This is a genomic window from Methanosarcina subterranea, assembly GCF_055385895.1.
In genome coordinates, this window is record NZ_AP042426.1 from 3,733,476 (window position 1) to 3,757,108 (window position 23,633).

At 41.7% G+C, this 23,633-nt stretch carries 15 protein-coding genes; 10 read left to right on the top strand and 5 right to left on the bottom strand.

The annotated features are described in order from the left end of the window. Nucleotides 1-192: 192 nt before the first annotated feature. The 3 genes from ACZ5A8_RS16290 to ACZ5A8_RS16300 form a co-directional block, all read right to left on the bottom strand. The gene (locus tag ACZ5A8_RS16290; protein ID WP_464530321.1) at nt 193-1,545 is read right to left on the bottom strand and encodes a YVTN family beta-propeller repeat protein; all 1,353 of its coding nucleotides are present in this window, start codon (nt 1,543-1,545) and stop codon (nt 193-195) included. 166 nt (nt 1,546-1,711) lie between these two features. After that, nucleotides 1,712-2,323 (bottom strand): UPF0228 family protein, encoded by a 612-nt coding sequence (locus tag ACZ5A8_RS16295; RefSeq protein ID WP_464530323.1) that lies wholly within the window; start codon nt 2,321-2,323, stop codon nt 1,712-1,714. A 36-nt stretch (nt 2,324-2,359) separates the two neighbouring features. Beyond that, nucleotides 2,360-2,971, bottom strand: a complete 612-nt coding sequence (locus tag ACZ5A8_RS16300) for a C39 family peptidase (protein WP_464530325.1) — start codon at nt 2,969-2,971, stop codon at nt 2,360-2,362. A gap of 450 nt (nt 2,972-3,421) precedes the next feature. Here ACZ5A8_RS16300 and ACZ5A8_RS16305 point away from each other — a divergent pair, with 450 nt between their 5' ends. After that, complete coding sequence (locus ACZ5A8_RS16305; protein WP_464530327.1) at nt 3,422-3,547, top strand: hypothetical protein; 126 nt, start codon at nt 3,422-3,424, stop codon at nt 3,545-3,547. A 286-nt stretch (nt 3,548-3,833) separates the two neighbouring features. Here the strand turns inward: ACZ5A8_RS16305 and ACZ5A8_RS16310 are convergent, their stop codons facing one another. Together ACZ5A8_RS16310 and ACZ5A8_RS16315 are read right to left on the bottom strand one after the other, a co-directional pair. Further along, nucleotides 3,834-4,583 carry a hypothetical protein gene (locus tag ACZ5A8_RS16310; protein ID WP_464530328.1) on the bottom strand — a complete coding sequence of 250 codons (750 nt, stop codon included), beginning with the start codon at nt 4,581-4,583 and terminating at the stop codon, nt 3,834-3,836. Between the two features lie 645 nt (nt 4,584-5,228). After that, entirely contained in the window at nt 5,229-6,272 is a 1,044-nt protein-coding gene (locus tag ACZ5A8_RS16315) for a Vms1/Ankzf1 family peptidyl-tRNA hydrolase (RefSeq protein WP_464530330.1), read from the bottom strand. A gap of 268 nt (nt 6,273-6,540) precedes the next feature. Here ACZ5A8_RS16315 and tnpB point away from each other — a divergent pair, with 268 nt between their 5' ends. The 9 genes from tnpB to ACZ5A8_RS16360 all read left to right on the top strand — a co-directional run bounded on the left by tnpB (nt 6,541) and on the right by ACZ5A8_RS16360 (nt 23,633). Next, complete coding sequence (tnpB, locus tag ACZ5A8_RS16320; RefSeq protein ID WP_464530331.1) at nt 6,541-7,653, top strand: IS200/IS605 family element RNA-guided endonuclease TnpB; 1,113 nt, start codon at nt 6,541-6,543, stop codon at nt 7,651-7,653. Between the two features lie 540 nt (nt 7,654-8,193). Continuing rightward, complete coding sequence (coaBC, locus tag ACZ5A8_RS16325) at nt 8,194-9,459, top strand: bifunctional phosphopantothenoylcysteine decarboxylase/phosphopantothenate--cysteine ligase CoaBC (RefSeq protein WP_464534178.1); 1,266 nt, start codon at nt 8,194-8,196, stop codon at nt 9,457-9,459. Nucleotides 9,460-9,649: 190 nt separating this feature from the next. Next, nucleotides 9,650-10,552, top strand: coding sequence for a pantoate kinase (locus ACZ5A8_RS16330; RefSeq protein WP_464530333.1), 903 nt, complete (start codon nt 9,650-9,652; stop codon nt 10,550-10,552). 352 nt (nt 10,553-10,904) lie between these two features. Continuing rightward, nucleotides 10,905-11,666, top strand: coding sequence for a 4-phosphopantoate--beta-alanine ligase (locus tag ACZ5A8_RS16335; RefSeq protein ID WP_464530335.1), 762 nt, complete (start codon nt 10,905-10,907; stop codon nt 11,664-11,666). A gap of 98 nt (nt 11,667-11,764) precedes the next feature. Next, a complete protein-coding gene (locus tag ACZ5A8_RS16340) occupies nt 11,765-12,442 on the top strand; it encodes an HD domain-containing protein (protein ID WP_464530336.1) in 678 nt (225 codons plus the stop codon). Nucleotides 12,443-12,742: 300 nt separating this feature from the next. Continuing rightward, the gene (locus tag ACZ5A8_RS16345) at nt 12,743-14,041 is read left to right on the top strand and encodes an amidohydrolase family protein (protein WP_464530338.1); all 1,299 of its coding nucleotides are present in this window, start codon (nt 12,743-12,745) and stop codon (nt 14,039-14,041) included. A gap of 337 nt (nt 14,042-14,378) precedes the next feature. After that, on the top strand, nt 14,379-15,614 hold the full coding sequence (locus ACZ5A8_RS16350; protein WP_229391198.1) for an adenosylhomocysteinase: 1,236 nt from the start codon (nt 14,379-14,381) through the stop codon (nt 15,612-15,614). A gap of 445 nt (nt 15,615-16,059) precedes the next feature. Continuing rightward, nucleotides 16,060-19,194: a PocR ligand-binding domain-containing protein gene (locus ACZ5A8_RS16355; RefSeq protein ID WP_464530340.1), complete on the top strand. Its 3,135-nt coding sequence runs from the start codon at nt 16,060-16,062 to the stop codon at nt 19,192-19,194. 1,040 nt (nt 19,195-20,234) lie between these two features. Beyond that, entirely contained in the window at nt 20,235-23,633 is a 3,399-nt protein-coding gene (locus ACZ5A8_RS16360; RefSeq protein WP_464530341.1) for a PAS domain S-box protein, read from the top strand.

A 23,633-nucleotide genomic window follows, 5' to 3' on the forward strand; every position in this document is an offset into this window, starting at 1 on the left:
AGATTTTGCTCATGCCAACAAAAAAGATGAAGAGTTTAGTTCTTCACATATTGCAATGCTTCGATACATCAGGTTTCTGTACTTCATGTTCCAGACATAGTAGATAACAGGGCATTATTTAACAGATCATTATTTAACAGATCACCATTTAACAGATCACCATTCATCAGCGGTCTGGCAATCTAAGTCCCATTACTTTTTCCTTAACTTCCACCCTCCATAAAGGCAGGCCAAGCTCCCCAATAATCCAAAGCCTGGAGCAAAGTTATTTTTGCTCGATTCGTTTCCATCTGAGCCATCACCATTATCAGATTCAGAATTATTAGTATCATTGTAACTATTGTTTAAATTGTTAAGTACGCTAGCGTTTTTTTCTTCTGAGAATGATAAGTTAGTTTCTTTAACTTCTGTACCTTCAGTTGCGTTAGAGGTTGCCTTTGCGCTTTGATTAGTTATATTGGAATCTACAGAGGGCCCAATAGCAACTCCTGTAGGATATTTTCCTACTGTTACTGTGTCTATAACCGTGTTTGTGGTTGTGTCAATTACAGAGACAGTGTGACTCGCATAATTTGCCACATATACCTTTGTTCCATCTGGGGTGACTTCAATTCCACAAGGTGCCTTTCCTACAGGCACAGTGGCTGTGACCTTGTTTGTGGCTGTATCAATTATATTAAGAGCATCTGTAAGTGAATTGCTGAGATAATGCGCTACATATACCTTTTTCCCATCCGGGCTAACCGCAATTCCGCGAGGAGTGTCTCCTACGTTCACTGTGTCTGTAACTTCGTTTGTACTTGTGTCAATTACAGAAATAGTAGCTTTATAGTCATGATGATTAGAGGTCATCACATATGCCTTTGACCCATCCTGACTGACTGCAATCCCAAGTGAATTGTTTCCTGTAGGTATCGTGGTTACAACAGCGTTTGTGGCTGTGTCAATTACAGAGACTGTGCCTGTAAAGTTAGTTGAGTCACCGCCGGAATTCGACACATATACCTTTTTTCCATCCGGGCTAACTGCAATCCCAAAAGGAAAGTTTCCTACATCTACTGTGGCTGTAACTTTGTTCGTAGAAGTGTCAATTACAGAAACAGTGTTGCTGCTGAAACTCGTCACATATGCCTTTGTCCCGTCTGGACTGACTGCAATTTCTTGAGGATAGGTTCCTACTTTCACTGTGGCTATAACTTTGTTTTTTGTGGTAGTGTTAATTATAGAAACCGTGTCATCATATGAGTTAACAACGTATACCTGTTTCCCATCTGGACTGACTGTAACTCCAGCAGGATGTTCTCCTACATTTACTGTGGCTGTGACCTTGTTTGTGGCTGTATCAATTACAGAGATATTATTGCTGTCGCAGTTAGTAATGTAGGCAAATGGACCTGCACCTGCTACACCAATTAATATTAAAATTGCAAATGCAGTTGTCCCAAAAGTTCTTATGAGTGTATCTTCTCTGCGTGCTTTATTAGACATTGCTGCAGATGGAAGTGAAATAGAAAAAGTGTCAATTGGGATGGTTTTACTTTTCATCTATTATCCCCAGGTGATGTTTGTCTTTCGTGCCAACGTTATTATCAAAAAACTATGGAAGATATAAGGTCTATAATATTGGAGTATTCGTTTCCGGTTTTGTATATTGAATATTGTAAAAGTTATAGCAAGTGACCAATTTTCGGATAGACTCTAAGACAGCCTCTTATGTCGTGGAGTCATCTGGAGGATAAAGATAATAAAACTGTACAGTAAAAATACTTTCATTTCGTTCGAGCTCATTTTTTATTTTGATTGCATCTTCCTCTGGAATCCAATACTTAGATCCATCCGACTTTTCAAAACGAATATCGCACCAAATGAACTTTTTCACCGGAATATCATATTTATCTAGTATCGCAAGAAAGTTTTCATCGTGAGTAGCTTGTTCAGATACTGTAAGTATATAGTCGTCTCCTTTCCTAATAACTTGAGCAGGAGAAGATTCAATCCAATCTTTTTTCTCTTCCTTCATCCCTTTATTCAGTTCGCGTCTTATATTCCAATTGTTTTTATCTAACATTATATAGTATTTATTCACCATAGAATCAACATTGTAATCGATGTTATAGTTCATAGTCATATTATAGTTTTCAAGAATAGTTTTAACCTCTGGCTCAGTAATTCCGTCTTCGAATCGGATTTTCATACCAGCTACCTTCAGTTCATCGTTAACTTGCGTTTCCGTATCCACTGGTGTTTTTATAAATAACCCTGCGATTATTACTAGAATCAGAAAAACAATAAAAAAAGCAACTTCCCTGTTAATTCTACTCATACCAATCACCCATAAAAAGTGAAGAGTTTTAGCTCTTCACTTCACATATATATGACAAGTTTCGGCTCCCCAAGTTTCTATAAATTGGTGCCCCAATCCAACAGGCAGTGGATCATTAATCTTCAAATAGTGTAGTCCAACACCAGTATCTGAGTATCCTCTACATACTCGAACATGCCTTGGAATCAGACTAACTACGGGTCTATTATTATTTATTTCGGAGGTGAGTTGGCTAAAAATTGGAGTCCAATTTTCAAATGAACCAGTCTTCCCTAACCCTCCTTCAGATCTGCTTGTTGTATAATAATATATCTGGTCGTCAACAACACCCCCTTCATCCATCATTTGATAGATGTGCGTCTGGGTGTGAGTTACTCCATAATATTTAGCAATCATTTTGCCACTTGCTGCAGCACAGTAATCACTTTGTTCTTGTCCATATAAGGTAACATTAAGTGTTTTACCTGTGACTGCTAATGTTGTTGCTGAGTCATCAATCAGTTTTTGCGCCTTTTCCTCAGTAATTGGCACACTGATATTAACTCCCTTCTCAGCTGCTGCTTTTTCGATAGATTTAGTGAGTTCATCACTTTTCTCCCATTCTTTTAAATTCTCTTCTACTCCATTCTCCATTTTCATCTCATACATTGACCAAACACAAGGTCGGTTTCAGTTGCAGGTTTATCTTCTACCTCTTCAAGGGTATATCCATCTACAATTAAGAATTAATTTGAGACTTTCTCTTTTAATTATATTGCTTTTCTGAATATTTTGTTAACAATTACTGATAATACCACAAGCATCAACGTAAGAGATAACAAATTTGAACTAAATTTATCTTCAAACCATGAAAGGTACACATTATATAACGCCATAACTACGGCTATTAATGATAACACACATCGTATCATGTTACCTAAGTTTTTGTTCATTGTAACTCCCAAAACTTAAGTAGGCTCAAGCAGACTGAAGTGGCTGTCTGCCTTGCTTTGCATCTGTAGTGAATTATATAAATAGCTTGAATTTCAAAGCCGTCTCCGAGACGATCTGCTGTAACGATTTACGATATATATGATCATGATTATGATTAAATACACGATGAGAGATTCGATAAAAGTTCCAACAATTACGCTTATAATAGTTGATAAATCAGCAGGTACAATCACGAAAAAAGAGTTAAAAATTAAAAAAAAGGCGAAGCAAGCAATAAATAATATTCCATAACTTGGTTTTTTCATTATAAAATCCATCCATACTGATAAATTTTTGGTTGACTTAATTAATTTCTTAGTTTACAATTTCTCCCATTTTAGTTTCAGCCTAAATTTTAGTTGTCCTCTATAATAAAAGTTCCAGAACCATTTATCATGGTCTGAAACTCGACAGATTTTTGGACAAAAGTTGTCCCTCATTATTGGAAATAAGTATTGAGGACTTCGTGCTTAAAATTCTCATACTTATTTCACAACTCGACATTTTACATCTTATAGTGCATTTTTAAGTTATTTCATTATGTCATTTCATAGGTACGATGGACATTTCCAAATTGATCACATGTTGAGTAAACTTTGATATTTTTATCATAGAGAACTAAACCAGCACCAGCGATTTCAAATCCCCAATGGAAATGTCCACTGCCATAGATTTCAGATTTATGAGTGACAGTATTATCACTCGCTCCTTCCTGCCAGTTACTCACCTGAAAAATAGTTGGAGTACCTAATGTGTACCATGCATCTATATAATGAGCTTCCACAACAGCAGGGGATATACTGTACCCATAATATCCTTTTGAATAGATAGTAAACAGTCTCCCTCCCATAATGTTATAGAAACTCTGTGATGCTGTTATCGTATCAGTATAATCAAGACCAGCAGTTCTTGTTGTAGTACTTTGAGTTATCAATTTATTATTTGGTTCTTCCTTCATGCTAGTAACAAAAAAGAAATTTTCATTGGTGAAAGTTATATCTGATCCATCTTTTAGTTCATATGTTCTTAAATTACTTTTATCTGAAGCAGTATTGTTCTTAAGTATTGAAACTTTGTCTTTGTTTGCTTCGCAATAATTCAAAACTACATCGTCTGTTGACAAGCTTTTTGTATTAGAGTTGAGAGTATCTATTAGACCTTGTTCCCATTCAGAAGGCTTTTCGCTTGCTGTTGATTCTTCTTGTGCACTTACGGCTGGCATCAACACCATACCAACCAGCAGAGCTGCTAAAACAAGTATACTTATTCCACTTTTATTACGTTTCATATTTATCCTCCTTATTAACCTAGGAGGCAAATCAGGCAAGCTTAAATATTCGCACAGCTAACTTGATTGTGCCTCTTAGGGCATATTTTATGGAGTTCGGGTGGAATCGGAAAACTACTTCCAAACTCCATAAATTATTACTAATACTTTCTATATAAACCATCAACTTTTTCGCCAGATCATTGAACTATCAATTTTTCATACTTTTTTTCGGGTCATTAATTGTTTCAGAATCTTTGATTGTTTGATGATTTGGCCAAAAATATTTTATTTGAGTATATGCCCCAACTCAGATACAAAGAGAGATATAAAAAAGCAATTATAAAATTTTAAAGTTAGGTTAGCCGATATGTAAATAAGCAAATACCAAATTTAAATGGATATATTCTCTAATCGAATATTCGGTGATAAGCTCAAAAAAGAAATTAAAGTGATATTACTTCTTTGTGTTTTCTATATGTATTGCATATTTCTCTCCGAAGCAACTGATATATGCGCCTTTTTAGCTGCAAATTTTGCAAAGATATCCTTGTGAGCGCTTGCCTCCTTATTATTAGAACTTTTCATACATTAAATAAAACTCTTCTTATATTGTGGAGGAATTTCTTAAGGTACTTAATGGCTACTCTTGAGATTTCTGATGCTTCAGAGCAGATATCTTCTGGAGCTTAAAACTGTTCTGAGAATTTCCTCACCGCCGGTTTTCTCAACCTTAATATCAGCCGGTTTCTCAATAACCTCAATGTTCAGGGGAAGGCGCTTCTCAGCTTCCCTTATAAGCGAAGTATCTCCATTCATAATAATGCAGTCAATAGGGGAGTTTTCTTCGAGAACTTTATCCAAGGTTTCAAAAACCTTGTCCATGTGATGAGCAATATCTTCTTCTCTCAGGCGCTCGAAACGGCGCTGGGAGAAACCTCCCTTGCTGTGTTTTTCTTTAACGCTGCTTTTGACTAATTCTTCCGCATCAAAGATGTAGGTATCAGGAGCAAAACCTATAAAAGACTCTCCTGCATGCAGGACAAGAATGAGCAAGCGGCAGCTGGAACTGAGGTTTTCCTCAAGTGGAGCAGTCTCATACTTGTCCTGGAGATACCAGGCAGAAGAGGCAACAGGGAAAGGGGGAACTATGGCTTCGGAAATCATGCGGTGCAAGTCGTAAAAAAAGACAAGCCCTGTTTCAGTATCGAGCCTATCAAGAAGGAAGCGAGTCTCTTCTTCAACAAGACCAAGAGTTTTTTCGTGAATTACGGCGGAAAGGCAAGTTCCGGGGGGCAGATAGACGGTTAAAAGGTCGTTTGCAGGAGAGTAAAGGGACTTGAGCTTGGAAAGGTAAGCCTGGACAGCGGCAGGGCTCAGGGTTTCAATCCCGCGGAACTCGAGCTTGTCCTGGGATTCAACCCGGATTGTTTCAAGTTCGTGGGAAAGGGTGTGGGTCCGTACAAGCTCCTGATTCAAACGAGATTCGGCTTCCTGCCTGTCCGCAACTGCCTGCCTTGCAAGGACTTCTCTTTTTTCAAGCTGGATTTTTGTACTCTGAAGGTCAATTTCGAGTTCGACTATCCTGGAGTTGAGCCGGTCAACCTCAAGTTCCAGCCGGTCTTTTCCGGAGATTTTTCCTATAATGGTGCCCAGACCTTTTTTCCCATCTGCAGTAACTTCTCTTTGCGCAGCTTTTTTATCGGTCATCTGCCTTCCTGCCCTTTCTCATAATATATTATCAAATCCGGGAAACTCCCAGAAGCAACTGGACTGTATAATATTAGTAATACCTTATTAATTGTGCGAGTTACAGTACCGACAATATAAGCCAGTCTATCTCGATAAGGCGAGAGGACTCCTTCCTCGACAGATCGGATAATCCGATCTGGCAGGTGGGAAGTGAGAGCCGTCAACTTCTAAACGAAATACATTTCTAAAGAAAACTATATAACCTTATAGAATATATTATCCTTATATGCTAAAAGCCTACAAATTTAGGCTCAAGCCTACAGCAGATCAGAAAATTCTGATCGAAAAACACATTGGTAGCTGTAGATATGTGTTTAATTGGGCTTTGGCACAAAAAATAAAAACATATGAAGAAACAGCTAAATCAATTTCACAGTTTGATCTAAATAGACAACTTACTCAGCTTAAAAAAGAGCAGCTTTTCCTTAAAGAAGTAAATGCACAGTCTTTACAAGGAATGACAAAGCAGGTTGAATCGGCATTTACAAAATTCTTCAGGGAAAAGAAAGGCTTTCCGAATTTTAAATCAAAGAAAAACCCATTGCAGGCTTTCCAGATACCACAATCATATAGTGTAGATTTTGATAATAATATCATAAAATTACCAAAACTTGGAAATGTAAAAGCTGTATTGCACAGAAGATTTGAAGGAAACTTAAAAACGGCAACGGTGTCAAGAACCCCTACAGGAAAATATTTCATAAGTATTCTTGTTGATGATGAAAAATCATTACCTAAAAAACAAGAGTTTACCACCGAAACAACAATAGGCATTGATATTGGGATTAAGGATTTTATCGTTCTGTCAAACGGCGAAAAGATTGAAAATCCGAAGTATCTGAAAACATCACTCAAGAAGCTGAAAGCACTACAGAGACAAGTCAGCCGTAAAGTCAAAGGCTCAAATAATAGAAGAAAAGCTATCAAGAAATTAACGAAGCTACATGAAAAAATCACTAATCAGCGTAATGATTTCCAGAATAAACTCTCTTTTAGACTAATCTGCGAAAACCAAGCAATAGCTCTGGAAACATTAAACGTTGATGGTATGATTAAGAATCATCATCTAGCACAATCAATTAGTGATGCATCATGGAGTAGCTTTGTAATAAAATTACAGTATAAGGCTGAATGGAGTGGAAAAACCATATTAAGGATAGGTAGATTCCAACCATCAAGCAAATTATGTAACAATTGCGGATATTACAATCGGGATTTGACTCTCAAAGTTAGAGAATGGTTTTGTCCTGAATGTAACACATTTCACGATAGGGATGTAAACGCCGCAATTAACATCAAGAAATTTGCACTCATAGATCAAAACTTAATTACGATATAATTCACCTGTGGAACGCAGGGTTGAGCTTGTGGACTCATGAACAGTGGTTCAGGGAATGAAACAAGAAGCTCCTTCCTCGGAGCGTAAGCGACAGGGAGGAGTAGTTCACAAGCCAGTTATAGGCCACTGGAAACAGTACTGAAAATATTATATAATTAATACCGTATTTATGACACAGAATAATCATTAAACTCCCGGATGTACCTGATAATAGAATCTATATTTCCTGCGATACTTACAAATAAAATGCAGCCTCTATCAAATTTAACCGTTCCTCATATTTCGAAAGTTTTAAGAATATCATATTTAATGTCACTGTGATTTCAGGATTTTTTTCAAAAAATGAGCTCATTTCCATACTTAATTCTTATCGATTACTTCGGTGCCTGAATGAAAAAACCATTGAAAGAGTCTCAAAATAAGAAGGATCAAATGAATCCTGACCGGCAAAATCCAGACGCTTCCGCACTGGAACCTGAAAACTCAGGTCAAAACAATTCAGATCAAAATGAATCTGATGCAGTAAAATTAGAGGACTGGATGGACAGGCGAAACCCCGCTCGGAATAAGGCTGAAAAAACCCACCCTACCCTATGGATACAGGGACAGAAGAGTTCTTCCCTTGCCGGAAAAACCATTGCCCTCGGAGTTACCGGGAGTATAGGAGCGGTCAGGGTAGTTGAACTCGCAAGGGAACTGATACGGAATGGGGCAGAAGTCCATGCAGTCATGACTGAGGCTGCAATGCATATCCTGCACCCTGACGCCCTGCACTACGCCACCGGGAACCCTGTTATTACGGAACTCGGAGGCAGGGTAGAGCACGTTGAGTTCTGCGGGTTTAAAGGCAGAGCAGACCTTCTCCTGATAGCACCGGCAACAGCAAATACCATAGGAAAAATCGCGCACGGAATAGACGATACCACGGTTACCTCTTTTGCAACAACTGCTCTTGGCTCCGGCGTTCGTGTTATGGTTGTCCCGGCAATGCACGAGTCCATGTACAGGCACCCGGCTGTAACTGAAAATGTGGCGAAATTGAAAAGCTGGGGGATCTCCATGGTGGGCCCGAAGTTCGAAGAGGGAGTTGCAAAAATCGCCTCAAATGAAGAAATAGTGCTCGAGGTAGAAAGGGTTCTTGGAAACCGGAGCCTGGAAAACCGGAAGGTAATTATTACAGGCGGCTCCACTGCCGAAAGCCTTGACCCTATCCGCATCCTCACAAACCGGGCTTCCGGAAAGACGGGCAGGGAACTTGCCCTTGAAGCTTACCGCAGCGGAGCTGATGTAACCCTGGTGCACAGAGACAGGCTCGAGATTGCAGGGATCAGGGAGATCTTTGCCGAAAGCGCCGCAGAAATGACCGAAGCCGTACTCTCTGAATTGCAAAATGAGTATGATGTCCTGATCAGTTCTGCAGCAATTGCAGACTATACAGCCGAACCTTCTCCAGATAAAATCAAATCAGGAGGAGAGTTTGTGCTCAAACTGAAACCCACTCGAAAACTAATAAAAGAATGCAGGGAGAAATACCCTGACCTGGTGATCATAGGCTTTAAAGCCGAAACAGGCGTTGGAAAAGAAGAGCTCCTTAAAAGGGCAGCTGCAACCCTTGAAGGGACAAAACTCGATATGATTGCAGCAAATGATGTCGGAAAAGGTGGGATGGGCACTGAAGAAAATGAACTTTACCTGCTTGGGCGGAGAAAAGCCGAAACCAGGCATGTCACCGGAAACAAGCGTAAACTTGCAGCCTGTATCCTTGAGGAGGTAACCGGGATTTTAAACTCACGACAGGTTCTCTGACAAACCTGATCGATTTCTGGAAATTGAAGACCAACTAACCGGAGCCGGCACAGTACCTGATCTGCTGTATCGGCTGATTCTGCAAATTGTCCTGCACAATTTTTACAAAACAGAAATTTCTACAAACGGAATTTCACAAAACGAAAATGAACTTTGAAAAATAGCTTAAACAACAAAAAAGGCGTTTTCTATGTATACATACGAGAGTGAAGGGGCAGACTTTCTAGCAAAAGCATATGCTCCAGGTCATATTACAGGTTTTTTTCAGATCCATGAGCATAACGACCCTCACCATAAAGGATCTACCGGCTGCGGAATTGTCCTTAACGCAGGAGTTACGACCGAGATAAAGGCTGGAAAATCCGTGGAAAAGACCGAGATTTTCCTCAATGGAAAGAAGGTTGAAGGCAAAACCACCCGTACGGTGGTAGATATGATGGCCGATGTGCCTGTAAGAGTAAAGAGCTGGGCAGAAATCCCGGTAGGATGCGGATTCGGAGCTTCGGGAGCAGGAGCTCTCGGTACAGCTTACGCTCTGAACAGGGTGCTTTCCTTGAATAAAACAGTAAAAAGCCTGACCGAATATGCTCATGTAGCTGAAGTCATTAACCGCAGCGGGCTCGGGGACATTGCAGCCCAGTCCAATGGCGGAGTGGTGATCAGGCTGCAGCCCGGAGGGCCCGAATTCGGAAGTATAGACAGAATTCCTGCTCCTGAAGCAAGAGTTTTCTGCATTGCACTCGGGGAAATTTCTACAGATTCTATCCTGACAGATGGAGCTGCAGTAGGAAAGATTAATTCTGCAGGAAAAGCCGCAATGTCCGAATTGCTTAAAAAACCCACTCTCGAAAACTTTATGCAGCAGGCAAAAGACTTTGCTAGCAGTACGGGTCTAATGAGTAGTACGGCAAGGGATGTAATTGAGGTTGCAAATGCGAGCGGAGGACTTGCTTCTCAGGCAATGCTTGGAGATACGGTTTTTGCAATCGCCCCCTACAGCCAGGAGTTCCCACTCTATGAAGCACTTCAGGAATTCGGGCAGGTGCTGGAATATGGCATCAGTACCTGCGTACCGAGATTACTTTATGACTGAGCTTCAGGTGAAGCTCTTTGTTTTTTAGCTTTTATTTTTTGAATATTTTGTACAATTCCTGTATAATATATTATATCACGCATTTACGTCATGCACCGATGCTTATCAGGCTCTTGCCTTGTTACAAAGTCTTCTGCAGCTTGGGGTCAGAAAAGCATCCGAAAACAATTATTAAACAAAAAGAGCGGAAGGAGGCTCTCTGCGGAGAAAGCACCCACAACTTAAATAGTATCGGAATAAAAAAAGGTACTGAGCCGCACAAATTGCCCGCATCTCAGGGCAGAGACCTTAGAGTTCCAAATAAGAATGTAATACGAGATTAATCTGACAAGCAAAAAGGTAAGCGACATCTATGACTGATATACCCCAAGACCACCCGAGGTATGAATCCCTGCTCGCCCGTGAAAAGGTTGCAGCCGGGGTAAAAATGGGAATTACAAGTATCCAGGGACTTATTGCCCAGGGAAGAGGAGAGAGCTTTGATTACCTTATAGGCGAGCGAAGTACCGAATCTGCCCTGTATGCGGAAAGAGCTGCAGTTGCTGCACTACTTCTAGCAGAAAACCCGGTTATTTCTGTAAACGGTAATGTCGCAGCCCTGGCTCCTGAAAAGGTCATTTCCCTGGCAGATATTACCGGAGCCAGAATCGAAGTAAACCTCTTTCACAGGACCGACACGCGGGTACACCTCATTATAGAACACCTGAAGGCAAACGGAGCTTCTGAGGTGCTTGGAAAGAATCCGGACTCAAGCCTTGAGCTCTCTCACGATAGGAGGCTTGTGAGCAGTAAAGGGATCTATACTGCGGATGTTGTGCTTGTCCCCCTCGAGGATGGGGACCGCTGTGAAAAACTTGTAGAAATGGGAAAGACTGTCATAACAATTGACTTGAACCCTCTTTCACGGACCTCGAGAACCGCCACAATATCAATTGTAGATAATCTTACAAGGGCTCTCGGAAATATGGCAAAACTTGCACAAGAAATGAAAAAGGAAAAGAAAGAAGAACTTGTGGCATTGATCACGACTTATGATAACAAAAAAGCCCTCTCCGGAGCGATTTCCGAAATTCAGGAACATCTCAAGACCATGGTTGCAGAAGCGGAATATTAAAGGTAGAATATCAAAGTAGGATATCAAAGGTAAAATATTAAAGGTAGAATATCAAAGGTAGAATATCAAAGGTAGAATATCAAAGGTAGAATATTTACATGGACCTGATAGAAAAAACGAGAGAATTTGCGGCTACTTTTCATGACGGGGAACCCAGTTCCCATGATATGTCCCATATAACCCGCGTAGAAGCCCTTTGCAGGGAAATCCAGAAAGAAGAAGGAGGAGACCTTTTCACTCTCCGGCTCGCAGCTCTTCTGCATGACGTAGGAGTTATCAAAGAACATGAGGAGGGAGGAGACCATGCCCTTTACAGTGTGGAGATAGCTTCCGAATTCCTGGGGAAGGCAGGTGTTGAAAAAAGGACTGTTGAGGCTGTTGCATATTGCATCCTGACCCACAGGTTCAGCGGAGGGAAAAGTCCCGATACTATTGAAGCCAGGATTTTGCAGGATGCCGACAGGCTTGATGCCCTGGGAGCAATTGGAATTTTCAGGTCCATCCTTTCAATGGGGGCTCTAAGGATGTTGAAGCACACAACAGGACTGGATAAGGGAACCTCAAAAAAGACTGTCTATGTCCAGGACCCTGTTGAAGGTTTTAACGAATACATGCACTACAAGCCTTTTACAATTCCTGATAAGTTGAATACCGGTGCAGCAAAGAGGATCGCAGAAGAAAGGCTGAAAATAATGCGCCTCTACCTTGAGGCTTTGAACCTTGAAACCAAAGCTGGAAACCATAGTCAGAGGATAGAGGTTCGAGAAGATAGCTAATTTTAATTTTAAGGATTCGGAGCAAAAAAACCTCGATTAGGATCTGGGAAAAAAATCCCAGCACTCTGAAAACCGGACTTTCTTCAGAAATCTGAAAGTTTCATGCTTTACCAGCCTGAAACATGTTTAAAGATCATATAAAGACCTGTACTTTATGGGGATTACAGGAGAATCCAGGACAATTCTCAGGACAACTTTTTTTAGGATAACCTCGTAAACTCGTGTTCATCATCTAACAGGTTGAAGTTCAATAAATTTGCAGTCAATAAACTTGCAGTTTAAACTGATGGATATGATCATATGGCTGACATAATCATAAAAAATGCTTACGTTTTAACAATGGATCCTGATGCTGGAGACCTTAAAAATGGGACCGTCGTTATTGAAGACGGAAAGATCACGGAAATTGGGGAAAAAACAAAAGAAAGTGCCGAAACCGTGATTGATGCTAAAGGTTCGGTAGTGATGCCAGGGCTTGTGAACACGCACACCCATGCAGCAATGACCCTTTTCCGGGGTTATGCCGATGACCTTCAGCTTGCGGAGTGGCTTCAGGGACATATCTGGCCTGCCGAAGCCCAGCTGAAGGCAGAAGATGTGTACAAAGGAAGCCTGCTTGCATGCCTGGAAATGATCAAATCCGGCACGACATCCTTTGCAGATATGTATTTCTTTATGGACGAGACCGCAAAAGCGGTTGAGGCATCAGGGCTCCGGGCTTCGCTTTCCCACGGCCTGATTGAACTCTGGAACAAAGAAAAAGGGGAAGCTGACCTTAAAGAAGGCAGACGCTTTGTCAGAGCCTGGCAGGGAGCAGCAGGGGGCAGAATAAAAACCATGTACGGACCCCATGCCCCGAATACATGCTCGGACGAGTTTCTTACAAAGGTAAAGGAGGAAGCCAGAAAGGACGGAGCGGGCATCCATATCCATGTCCTGGAGACCGAAGCCGAACTGCTGGCAATGAAAGAAAGATACGGGAAGTGTTCGGTTCATCTGCTCGATGACATAGGGTTTTTCGGACCTGATGTGCTTGCAGCCCACTGTGTATGGCTTTCGGATGGCGATATAGAAGTTTTAAAGGAAAGGGGAGTAAATGTATCTCATAACCCCATAAGCAATATGAAACTTGCATCCGGGATTGCACCTGTGCACAAAATGCTGGAAAGAGGAGTGAATGTCAGCCTTGGGACGGACGGCTGTGCCTCAAACAACAACCTTGACCTATTTGAAGAAATGAAAACCGCTGCCCTTCTGCACAAAGTGAGCACAGGCAACCCTACTGCCCTTCCGGCTCGCCAGGTGCTGAAGATGGCAACCGTTAATGGAGCAAAAGCCCTTGGCACGGAAACCGGAATGTTGAGAGCAGGAAAGAAGGCGGATATAATCATAGTGGATATGAAAAAACCGCACCTTACTCCCTGCTTTGATATCCCTTCCCACCTGGTATACTCTGCAAGAGGAAGCGATGTCAGGACAACAATTGTAAACGGAAAAATCCTGATGGATAATTACAGAGTTCTCGTGCTGGATGAGGAAAAAGTGATGGAAGAAGCCAAAATAGCCGCAGAAGAGCTTGTAGCAAGGGTAAAAGCCTGAAAAGCATCGCGGCGTATGAAGTAAACGCGTGAAATATTATCATACAGGAATAATAAATACTTGAAAATTGAACTTAACACCGGTCCGCTTTGACTGTTGGCAACCGGAGTTACAGTTTGGGTGAACTCATAGAAACATTTCAAATAATCAAATTTGGGTGGACTCATAGAAACATTTCAAATAATCAAAGTACCATCAATATTCAATCGTTTCATTCAATTATTAGATTCAATAATTCCATTCAATAATTCCATTCAATAATTCCATTCAATTATTCTATTAAAGCATTTTATTTAATCATCCTATTCAATCATTAGTCTGATATGACGGGATTACCATGACTGAAAAAGAACTCATAGAATCCGGAAACATGAAAATGGAATGGGCAAGAAGCCACATGCCCGTGCTTGCGATCATTAGGGAGAAATTTGAGGAAGAAAAACCCTTGAAAGGGCTGAAAGTAGGGATGGCCCTGCATGTAGAAGCAAAAACAGCAGTTCTTGTTGAAACCCTGGCTGCAGGCGGCGCACAGGTTGCAATTTCAGGCTGCAACCCCCTGAGTACACAGGACGATGTGGCAATGGCTCTCGATACCCGGAAGAATATAAGCTGTTTTGCAAGATACGGGTGCTGTACGAGCGAGTATTACGAAGCAATAGATAAAGTCCTTGACATTGAGCCTGACATCACAATCGATGACGGAGCAGACCTTATATTCAAGCTTCACAAAGAAAGGCCACATATGCTTCCGAAGATTCTCGGAGGCTGCGAGGAAACCACCACAGGAGTGCACAGGCTTCATGCCATGGAAAAAGACGGCGCGCTTAAGATGCCTGTGATAGCCGTAAATGATGCCATGACCAAGTACCTTTTTGACAACCGCTACGGGACAGGCCAGTCAGCCTGGGACGGGATAAACAGGACCACAAACCTCCTTGTGGCAGGCAAAAATGTTGTTGTTGCAGGCTACGGCTGGTGCGGGCGCGGGGTTGCAATGCGGGCTGCAGGCCTTGGAGCAAATGTAATCGTCACTGAAATAGACCCCATACGAGCCCTTGAAGCCAGGATGGACGGATACAGGGTTATGAAAATGGCAGATGCTGCGAAAATAGGAGAGATCTTCGTGACTGCCACAGGAAACCGTGATATCCTTACAGCCGATCACTTCAAGGTCATGCAGGACGGGGCAATCCTTGCAAACTCAGGACATTTCAATGTGGAAATCGACATGGAAGCCCTTGCCTCCCTTGCAAAATCAGTCAAAACTGTAAGACACAATATCAAAGAATATGATATCGGAAACAGGCGCATTAACGTAATCGCCGAAGGCAGGCTTGTAAACCTCGCTGCCGGTGACGGGCACCCTGCCGAGGTCATGGATATGAGTTTTGCAAACCAGGCCCTCTGTGTGCGCTATATTGCTGAAAACAAACTTTTGAACGGAGTCCACGGGGTCCCCAGGGAACTTGATACCTACGTGGCAAAACTGAAACTCGAATCGATGGGAATAAGCACAGACGAGCTCACTTCCAAGCAGGAATGCTACATGAGCGGATGGGAGTGCGGGACATAATTTAGAGAAGAAATAGCAGAGAATATTTTCAGCAAGATCAAACACTGTATGCTTCAGATACTCTTAGTGCGGTAAATATGACTCTATTTCCATTCATGGAAAAGTGAAAATATTTACCCACTTAAATTACAAAATAAAAGCAAAAAATAATTAGTTACAAATATACCCTATAGCATCATTTTTACAAATTGCAATCTTGTTAAGAGAACACTTAAACCGATAATTCAATTGAGAGAACATTTGTAGTACTGTTTTAGTTCACAAAATATCCAAATTGAAGATAAAATTACCTTATTTTTTGAAAATATCTAAACTTCTTTTACTGAAAGGGAATTTGTGTAAAGCTATCATAAGAATCCGGTGCAAATTTTAAATCCAGCTATGAATGCTGAATTGAGGGTATGAAATAGGATAATACTGGAATAATCCCAGGAAGGGGTATGGGATGAAAGGACAACTGAGAAAATCTGGGATTGACATTATTGGGGATGTGCCATGGGGAACTCATTTCTGCCAGTTTTACCAGACAAAAGAAGATTTAATGGAAATCCTTATTCCTTACTTTAAAGCAGGGCTGGAAAATAACGAGTTATGCCTGTGGGCCATTTCAGAACCCCTGAAAGCAGAAGAAGCAAAAGAATCCCTGAGAAAAGTTGTTCATGACCTTGATAATTATCTGGAGAAAGGACAGATCGAGATTATTCCTGAGACTCGTTTTTATTTAAAAGAAGGGAGTTTCGACCCGGAGAGGGTCTTAAATACAGGAGTTGAAAAGCTCAATCATGCTATAGCATGCGGGTACTATGGCTTAAGAACGAGCGGAAATATGTCCTGGCTGAAAAAAACAGACTGGGACAAATTCACTGGTTATGAAGAAAAAGTAGATAGTGCTATTGGTAACTTCAGGCTAATAGCGATGTGTGCTTATCCTCTTGATAAATGCAATGCAACTGAAATAATTGATGTTGTTACCAACCATCAATTTACTCTAATTAAAAAAGAAGGGAAATGGGAGCAGATAGAGAGCCCAAAACGCAGAAAAGCGGAAGAAGCAGCTGTTCAGGCTGCAAAAAACTGGGAGTATACATTTGATGCTGTTCCGGACCTTATAGCCATAATTGATACTGAATACAGGATTGTCCGCGCAAACAGGGCAATGGCGGCAAGACTGGGAGTGATACCGGAAGAATGTACAGGTTTAACCTGCTATCGTGTTATCCACGGGACAGACGAACCTCCGTCTTTTTGCCCTCACAGGCAGCTGCTTAAGGACGGGCTTGAGCACAGTACTGAGGTGTACGAGGATTGTCTGGGCGGTTATTTCCTTGTAAGCGTCTCACCGCTGCACGATTCAAAGGGACAGCTTATTGGGAGTATACACGTGGACCGTGATATCACCGAGCGGAAGCAGGCTGAAGATACACTCCGTCAGAATGAACAGCGCGTCAGGCTAAAGTTGGAAAAAATTCTCTCACCTGTCAATGAGACGGATACCTTCGAACTTGCCGAGGCTGTCGATATCCCGGCGATTCAGTCCCTCATAAATGATTTTTATGAGCTTACTCATGTTCCTGTGGGTTTGAACGATCTTAAAGGTAATGTTCTGGCATGTGCAGGATGGCAGGATATCTGCACCAGATTTCACAGGGTCCACCCCGAAACCAGCAGTCACTGTATAGAAAGCGATACAGAACTATCAACGGGTGTTTCTCCGGGAGAGTTCAAGCTCTACAGGTGCAGGAATAATATGTGGGACATAGCGACCCCGATTATGGTTGCAGGTCAGCAAGTTGGAAGCATTTTTTCAGGGCAGTTTTTTTTTGAGAACGAAACTCTGGACTATAAGATATTCCGATCTCAGGCAAGAAAATATGGTTTCAATGAGGACGATTATATAACAGCGCTTGAGAAAGTTCCGAGGCTGAACAGGAAGACTGTGGACAAAGGAATGGATTTCTTGATGGGGTTTGCAAACATACTCTCGCAACTAAGCTATAGCAATATCAAACTGGCCCATTCGCTGGCGGAACGAGACACCCTGGTGTATGCATTGAGGGAAAGTGAGAACAAATTCCGTACGCTGGCTGAGAATTCCCCTGATATAATCAGCCGATTTGACAGGCAAAAGCGCCACACATATGCTAATCCTGCAGCTGTGGAACCTTATGGCAGGTCTCCAGAAGAAATCATAGGGAAAACGAATAGCGATCTGGGAATGGACCCTCAACAGGTGAAATTCTGGGAGGAACACTATGAAAATGTTTTTGCTACAGGAAAACCCGAAACAATGGAATTTCATTATAAATCGCCTGAAAGAAAAGAATACTATTTTAATACGCGAATAGTACCTGAGTTTGTTGATTGTGAAGTGACTTCTGTTCTTGCTATTTCCCACGATATCACGGATATAAAAGAAGCAGAATCCCGGTTGAAAGATACTCTGGATAACCTGGAAGATCTTGTTAAAGAGCGCACAGCAGAACTTGAGAAAGCTTATAAATCATTGAAAGAGAACGAGAAAGGTCTTGCTGAAGCTCAAAAAATGGCTCATATCGGGAACTGGGAATGGGATATTGCATCTGATAAAACATACTGGTCTGAGGAAATGTATCGTATTTTCGGAAGAGATTCCAAAAAAGCAGCGCCCTCTTACAATGAATACTTGTCTTACATACATCCCGATGATCTAGACTACTATTGTGATGCCATTAAAAAAGCTGTAAAAGGAAAACCATTTGGTGTCGACTACAGGATTGTCCTGGCTAGCGGAGAAGAGCGTATAGTCCATCTAACATCTGAATTAGTTCTGGAGAATAAAAATATCCCTGTTCGAATAAAGGGGGTAGTTCAGGATATTACCGAGCGTAAAAAAGCTGAAAAAGCCCTGGAAAACTTTGAGATTGCCCGTAAAAAGGAAATTCATCACAGGATCAAAAATAATCTGCAGGTAATTTCTTCCCTGCTTGACCTCCAGGCTGATAAGTTCAGAGGCAGGAAATACGTTGGGGATTCGGAAGTCCTCAATGCTTTCAGAGAAAGTCAGGACAGAGTAATATCCATTGCCCTGATCCATGAAGAGCTGCATGAAGGTGGAAGAACCGACACATTGAATTTTTCGCCATACCTCCAGAGACTTGTGGAAAACCTTTTCCAGACTTATACTATCGGAAATGCCGATATTAGTTTAAAAATCGATCTGGAAGAGGATACTTTCTTTGATATGGATACTGCCGTCCCACTGGGACTAATTGTGAATGAACTTGTTTCAAACTCCCTCAAGTACGCATTCCGGGGCAGAGATAAAGGAGTTATTCAAATAAAACTGAGCAGGGGAAAAAACAGAGAACCTGTAGGCTGCAGAGATGGAAGCAAAGAAGAGAGACATGAGAATAAGAGTTTTATCTTAACGGTTTCGGACAATGGAGCCGGTATACCTGAAAGTTTCAGTCTGGAAACCTCAAGTACACTTGGCATACAACTGGTAGCCGCTCTTGTAGACCAGCTAGATGGCGAACTTGAATTAAAAAAAGATTCTGGAGCTGAATTCATCATAAGGTTCGCCGTACCAGAGGAAAAATAAGGGAAATTTTCAGGCAAAAAGCCCTTCCAGGGGTTTTATTCTTTTTATAGTTTCATACGCGGAGTCCAGAAAGGAAAAAACTTCAGAACTCACATCCAGACAGGGATGCTATATGAGTGGTGGGAGTGAGGACGTGATCAGAAAAGAAACAAAAATGACAATTTTTCAGTAAGCTGAAACTTTCGACCCTATATAACTGCAGTGAATATGGAATTGCCTTCCGTTTTTGAGGAAGTAAGAATATTTGCTGCACCTAATTTTTAATGGTTTTGGATGAAAGCTAAACGCTTATAATTATTATAATAAGTAATTTATATGCTAGTTATTCATGCTAAAGAGCATAACTGAGATATGATTTCTTTTACAAACACTTAAATAAGAAATAGATTTCTTATTTTTTAGAAATATTAAAATTCACTTTTCTTGAAAGTGAACTTGCTCAAAATAACAAATATAGAAACAACTATAGATTTAGAAATATTAAAATTCACTTTTCTTGAAAGTGAACTTGCTCAAAATAACAAATATAGAAACAACTATAGAAATACATTATAGGAAATCGTAATATATTCCTGAGAACCTGCCGTAAAGCGCTGTGGAACTTGAATAGAGAATAAGAGGTTTGAGGCTCTGCAGCCCTAATTGCATCTCGGGACCAGAAAAATCATAGATTTTTCTTTTAGCCCCACTGCACATTCACAACATCACGCTACCTCTCTCGCCGAACTCGAGAGAATTGATACGCAGAGCTACAATTTTCCGCACCGTCCGTATTTTCCGTGCTCTCGAAGGTTTGCACCTTTATTTATATGCATAGTGGCGGAACAGAACTGACATTGTGAACTTTTGCCAGTCTGGTTTTGTGTTTCCTGAAAAAATAAGTATAAATATCATGCATAATACGGCAAAGAGCTGAAAAAAATTCTGATTTAGAGAAGATAAATCAGCAGCAGCTTCCTAAATATTATTTTTTAAGTCACTCTTGATGTATAGAGAAATGTGGAATGGAAGAAAAAATGAGAAAAACTGGGGAAAGAAAAATGAGAACATCCGGTATTGATATTATTGGGGATCTTCCCTGGGGAACGCACTTCTGCCAGTTCTATCAGACAAAAGAAGATTTAACGGACGTGCTTGTCCCTTACTTCAGAGCAGGACTGGAAAATAACGAATTTTGCATGTGGGTCACATCACAGCCACTGGGTGTAGAAGAGGCAAAAGAAGCCCTTAGAAAGGGAATTCCTGATTTTGATTTTTATATACAGAAAGGGCAGATTGAAATTATTCCCTACACTCACTGGTATGTAAAAGAAGGTATATTTGACTCAGAGAAAGTTTTAAGCGGCTGGGTTGAAAAAATCAACAATGCACATGCCAATGGTTATGATGGGTTAAGGTTGAGCGGGAACACATTCTGGCTAGAAAAAGAAGACTGGAATGATTTCGTCGAATACGAGAAAAAAATAGATAGAGTTCTCGGCAATTACCAGATGATAGCTCTCTGCACCTATTGTCTGGAGAGGTGTAACTCAACTGAGATAATAGATGTAGTGATCAACCATCAATTTGCTTTGATCAAAAAGAAAGGAAAATGGGAGCAAATAGAAAGTTCCAGGAGCAAAAAAGCAGAAGAGGCAGCTGTTAAGGCTACACGGCACTGGGAACATACCTTTGATTCTATGCCTGATTTGATTGCCATACTGGACACAGAGTATCGAATTGTTCGGGCAAATAAAGCTATGGCAGCAAAACTGGATGTAACACCAGAAGAGTGTGAAGGATTGACTTGCTTTAGTGCTGTCCATAGGACAGGCGAACCTCCCTCCTTTTGTCCACAAAGGCAGTTGCTTAAGGACGGGCGGGAACACACTGCAGAAGTTTGCGAGGACTGTCTAGGAGGCTATTGCCTGGTGAGCGTCTCACCGCTTCACGATTCGGAAGGAAAGCTCATTGGGAGCGTTCATGTTGCCCGCGATATCAACGAACGCAAGCAGGCTGAAGAAGCACTGCTTAAGGCTTACGAAGATATCCAGGGACAATCGGAGGAGTTGTATGCTCAGTCCGAGGAACTCAAGGAAACAAATGAAGCTCTGAGGGAAAGCGAAGAACGGTACCGCATGCTCTTTGACCACAGTGTGGATGCCATAATCCTGAGTGACCTGGAAGATGGTGGAAAAATCCTGTCGGTTAATCCAGCAGCCTGCAGAATACTGGGATGGGCGGAGGAAGAACTGATCGGTAAGAAATTCAGTGTGACGCTTGACCTGGAAGATCCTGCGCTGTCCACCTTATTAAAGGAACGTGTATACTCTGGACCGGCAAGAGTCGAGCTCACTTACAGGCGCAGAGACGGGACTACATTCCTCGGAGATGTAACCACAGCTTATTTCACAGATAGCAGGGGGGAACCCCGGGTAGTCGCCATCATCCGGGATATTACAGAAAGCAAACGGATGGAGGAGGCACTGCACGAGAGCGAAGCGCATCGTAAGGTTGCCGAGGCCGTGCAAGCCGAACGGGAGCGATTCAACAGCGTGCTGGACATGCTGCCGGCTTACGTGATACTGCTCTCAGAGGATTACCATGTGCCGTTTGCGAACCGTTTTTTCAAGGAGCGCTTTGGCAAGTCTGAGGGTCGGCGTTGCTATGAGTACCTCTTCCAGCGCACTGAACCCTGTGAGAACTGTGAAACCTATAAAGTGTTCAAAACGGGCGCGCCTCATCATTGGGAGTGGCTCGGTCCGGATAACCGTAACTACGATATCTACGACTATCCGTTCAAGGACTCAGACGGTTCCGCATTCATTATGGAAGTGGGCATAGACATTACCGAGCGAAAAAACAATGAGATGGAAATAAAGAAGCACAGAGAGCATCTGGAGGAGCTGGTCAGAGAGCAGACTTCAGAGCTTGCCGAAAGAGAAGAACGTTTTCGTACATTGGCTGAAAATTCTCCTGATGTTATCGCCCGGTTTGACAGGCAGAATCGCCACCTGTATGCTAATCCAGCAGCCAGAGTACCTTACGGCTGGTCTCCGGAAGAAATCATTGGGAAAACTCACAGCGAACTGGGTATGGACCCTGCGAAAGTAAGGTTCTGGGAAGAACACCATGAGAAGGTCTTTACCATAGGAAAGCCCGAAACAATGGAGTTTGAACATATATCGCTTCAGGGAAAAAAATACTACTTTAATACACGAATAGTACCTGAGTTTGTTGACGGTGAAGTTGCTTCTGTTCTTGCTATTTCCCGTGATATTACGGATATAAAAATAGCAGAAACTAAGTTGAAAGAGACACTCGACAATTTAGAAGAGCTGGTTGAAGAACGTACAGCAGAGCTTGAAAAGGCTTATAAATCCTTGAAAGAAAGTGAAAAAGGGCTTGCTGAAGCCCAAAAAATGGCACACCTTGGGAATTGGGATTGGAATATTGTAACTAACGGGTTATACTGGTCTGATGAAATTTATCGGATTTTTGGACGCAATCCTCAAGAATTCGGCGCGACTTACGATGCATTTTTAAGTTATGTACATCCAGATGACCGGGACTATGTGAATAATGCTGTCATAGAAGCTTTAGATGGGAAACCTTACAGCATTGATCATCGGACTATCTTAGCCAATGGAGAAGAACGCATAGTCCATGAACAGGGTGAAGTTATTTTCGATAAGGAAAATGTCCCTGTCCGGATGATGGGAATAGTTCAGGATATTACCGAGAGGAAAAAAGCTGAAAAAGCGCTGGAGTTCGCTAACGCATATAACCGTAGCCTGATTGAAGCCAGTCTGGACCCACTGGTTACTATAGGTCCTGACGGCAAGATAACCGATGTAAATGAGGCTACCGAACTGGTTACAGGTTATAACAGGAGCGAATTGATAGGAACCGATTTCTCGGATTACTTTACGGAACCTGAAAAAGCCAGGGAAGGATACAAACATGTATTCCAAGAAGGGTCAGTTCTTGATTATGCTCTGGAAATCCAGCACAGGAGTAGAAAAACGACTCCTGTTCTGTATAATGCCTCTGTTTATCGGGATGAAGATGGAGGAGTTATCGGGATTTTTGCTGCAGCACGTGATATCGCTGAACTTAAAAAAGCGCAAAAAGAACTTGAACTAGCCAGCAAGTACAACCGCAGTCTGATAGAAGCAAGCCTGGATCCTCTGGTTACTATTGGCCCTGATGGTAGAATTACGGATGTAAATGAAGCTACGGAGTCTGTCACCGGATATTCTCGGAAAGAACTTATTGGCACCGACTTTTCGAGTTATTTTACCGAACCTGAAAAAGCTAAAGAAGGATATAAACAGGTATTCAGGGAAGGACTGGTGCGGGATTACGCTCTGGAAATCCAGCACAGAAACGGACACATTCAGTACTTCGCTAATTTTGATTTCCTCATTACGGAAGCTTCTCGATACCTTTATATGTAA